We start from the raw sequence: 2866 nt of genomic DNA on the forward strand, positions 1-2866 counted from the left end.
TCGCATCGCCGAGCCCGGCCGGCCCCCCCTTTTTCCCGCCCGGGGCGCCTCAGTCCAGGCCGCGGGCGGCCACCGTACGGGCCTGGCCGTCGCGCAGCCGGTAGGACAGGCCCACCACGGCCACCCGGCCCTCGGCCACCCGGGCGGCCAGCAGCTGGGAGCGCTCCAGCAGCAGGTCCACGGTCTGGCGGATGTGCTCGTCCACGATCGCGTCCGGGTCCTCGATGCCCGCCGCCCGCGCCGACAGCACGCTCGGGGTCACCCGCTCCACCACGTCCCGCACGAAGCCGCCCGGCAGCCGCCCCTGCTCCAGGGAGTCCAGGGCCGCCGCCACCGCACCGCAGGAGTCGTGCCCCAGCACCACCACCAGCGGGCAGTCCAGCACCGCCACCCCGTACTCGATGCTGCCCAGCGCCTCCGCACCGGTCACGTGGCCCGCGGTGCGCACCACGAACAGGTCGCCCAGGCCCTGGTCGAAGATGATCTCGGCGGCCAGGCGGGAGTCCGAGCAGCCGAACAGCACCGCGAAGGGCTTCTGCCCCGGGGCGAGCGCCGCGCGGCGCCCGGCGTCCTGGTTGGGGTGCTCGGGGCCGCCGGCGACGAACCGGGCGTTGCCCTCCAACAGCACCCGCAGCGCCTCGCCGGGGTCGGATATCGGGCCGGGTATCGCAGTGGGGATCATGCCTGCCACCCTAGATCGCCGCAGGTGGGGGCTGCCCGCCGGGGCACGGCGGCCCAGCGGTGGGCACGGCGGGGCGGGCGCCGACGGGCTGCGCCGGGCGGGGGAGGGGACGGGTGTCACAGGCACTGGGTACGGTGGCTGGTGTGTCCTCCCGTACGCCCCGCGCGTCCCGTGTGCCCCTGGCCGACCTGGTGCGCCTGCGCCAGGCCCGTGACCGGATGGACCGTGAGTACGACCAGCCGCTGGACGTGCCGGCGCTGGCCGGTACCGCGCTGATGTCGCCGGGGCACTTCTCGCGCAGCTTCCGCGCCGCGTACGGGGAGACCCCGTACAGCTACCTCATGACCCGCCGGATCGAGCGGGCCAAGGCGCTGCTGCGGCGCGGGGACCTGAGCGTGACGGAGGTGTGCATGGCGGTGGGCTGTACCTCGCTGGGCTCGTTCAGCACCCGCTTCACCGAGCTGGTGGGCGAGAGCCCCAGCGCCTACCGGGCCCGCGACCACGCCGACGGCGAGTCGATCCCGGCGTGCGTCGCCAAGATCCGCACCCGCCCGGTGCGGCGTACGCAGGCGTAGGGCGGGCCCGCTCCCGTAGTTTGACGGCATGAGCATCGAACTCGCCCAGTGTTTCATCGCCGTCGACGACCACGACAAGGCGCTCGCCTTCTACCGTGACGTGCTCGGCTTCGAGGTGCGCAACGACGTCGGCTTCGAGGGGATGCGCTGGGTGACGGTCGGATCCCCCGACCAGCCCGGCGTGGAGATCGTCCTGGAGCCGCCGCTGGCCGACCCGCACGCCTCCGAGGACGACCGCCAGGCCGCCGCCGAACTGCTGGCCAAGGGCCTGCTGCGCGGGGTCATCTTCCGCACCGACGACTGCGACGCCACCTTCGAGCGGATCCGCGCGGCCGGCGCCGAGGTGCTCCAGGAGCCGATGGACCAGCCCTACGGGGTGCGCGACTGCGCCTTCCGCGACCCGGCGGGCAACATGCTGCGCTTCAACCAGCCGCGCGCGAAGTAGCCGTCAGCTCCCGCCCGTCGGACGGCCCAGGCGGTGGAAGACCAGCCAGGCCTGCACCCCCTGGGCCAGGGCCACGGCCGGGAGCACCGACCAGGGCAGCAGGCCGGCCAGGGCGAGCGGGGGCAGGGCGAGCGCCGCGACGGCGAGGACGGGCAGGGCGCTCAGCAGGCTGACGCGCAGCCGGACGCGGTGGGGCATCGGGCCGGCCATCATGACGCCCGGCGGGCGTGGTCGAGGAAGGTGCGCAGGTCGGCCCAGGCGTCGGCGGGGGCGGCGGGGTCGCCGGACATGGCGGCCGGGTCCTCGCGCCAGGCGGTGCGCACGGCGGCGGACAGGGTGGTGTCGCCGCCGCTGAAGAGGCGGGAGAGCTCGTCCAGGCGGTCGGCGATGCGGCGCACCCGGGGGTCGGCGGGGTCGGTGCCGGCGCTGCGCAGCTCCTCGGCGCGGCGGTAGAGCTGGGGCCATTCGACCTCCAGCAGGTAGTGGGCGGCCGGCCCGAGGGCGGCGGCGTGGTCGGCGAGGGCGTGCAGCTGGTCCTCGTCGAGGTGGCGGCGCAGGGCCTCGTCGGCGGCGGGTCCCGTGCCGCCGACGGCCTGGAGCAGGCGCAGCAGGTCGGCGGTGCCGGGGGAGCGTTCGGCGGCGAGTTCGGTGTGCAGGTGGGTGAGGCGCTCGTGCAGGGTGTGCAGGGCGGCGAGGGAGGCCTCGGTGGCGGCCAGGTGCTCGCGCACCAGCCGCTGCGGGTCGACGCCGGCGTCCAGGCAGGTGGCGATGGTCTCCAGGCCCAGGCCCAGGCGTCGCAGGGCGAGGATCTGGTAGAGGCGCACCACGTCCTGCTCGGTGTAGGCGCGGTGGCCGGAGGCGGTGCGCCGGGAGGGGCTGAGCAGGCCGATCTGGTCCCAGTGGTGCAGGGTGCGTACGGTCAGGCCGCTCGCCTCGGCGAGCGGGCCGACCTTCCAGGTCTGTCCGGAGGAGGTCATGGCACGAGCATCCCTCCTGACGTCGGGTGAGGTGCAAGCCCGGGGCCGGGTGCGGGTTCGCGGGCGGGCTCAGGCGCGGGCGGGCAGCGGGTAGTCGGGCAGGGCGATGTCGCCGGCCTTGGCGAACTGGGCGGCGAGGATGGTGCGCAGCGGCCAGCGGCCCATCCAGCGCATGGAGGCGGCGCGC

Annotated in this window: 5 protein-coding genes; 2 read left to right on the forward strand and 3 right to left on the reverse strand. The window is 75.5% G+C overall.

Going from position 1 to position 2866, the window contains the following annotated elements:
* Positions 1-49 precede the first annotated feature (49 nt).
* Entirely contained in the window at positions 50-682 is a 633-nt protein-coding gene (locus ACFQ87_RS45415) for a carbonic anhydrase (protein WP_380616912.1), read from the reverse strand.
* Between the two features lie 218 nt (positions 683-900).
* On the opposite strand from ACFQ87_RS45415, the gene ACFQ87_RS45420 reads away from it, so the two are divergent.
* Both ACFQ87_RS45420 and ACFQ87_RS45425 read left to right on the forward strand, forming a co-directional pair.
* Complete coding sequence (locus ACFQ87_RS45420; protein WP_380616916.1) at positions 901-1257, forward strand: helix-turn-helix transcriptional regulator; 357 nt, start codon at positions 901-903, stop codon at positions 1255-1257.
* A gap of 28 nt (positions 1258-1285) precedes the next feature.
* Complete coding sequence (locus ACFQ87_RS45425; protein WP_380616913.1) at positions 1286-1702, forward strand: VOC family protein; 417 nt, start codon at positions 1286-1288, stop codon at positions 1700-1702.
* A 3-nt stretch (positions 1703-1705) separates the two neighbouring features.
* Here ACFQ87_RS45425 and ACFQ87_RS45430 read toward each other — a convergent pair whose 3' ends face one another.
* Both ACFQ87_RS45430 and ACFQ87_RS45435 read right to left on the reverse strand, forming a co-directional pair.
* A complete protein-coding gene (locus tag ACFQ87_RS45430; protein WP_380616914.1) occupies positions 1706-1900 on the reverse strand; it encodes a hypothetical protein in 195 nt (64 codons plus the stop codon).
* 11 nt (positions 1901-1911) lie between these two features.
* Entirely contained in the window at positions 1912-2679 is a 768-nt protein-coding gene (locus tag ACFQ87_RS45435) for a MerR family transcriptional regulator (RefSeq protein ID WP_380616915.1), read from the reverse strand.
* Positions 2680-2866: the final 187 nt, after the last annotated feature.

It is taken from the genome of Kitasatospora sp. NPDC056531, from assembly GCF_042794375.1.
Taxonomy (GTDB): Bacteria; Actinomycetota; Actinomycetes; order Streptomycetales; family Streptomycetaceae; genus Kitasatospora.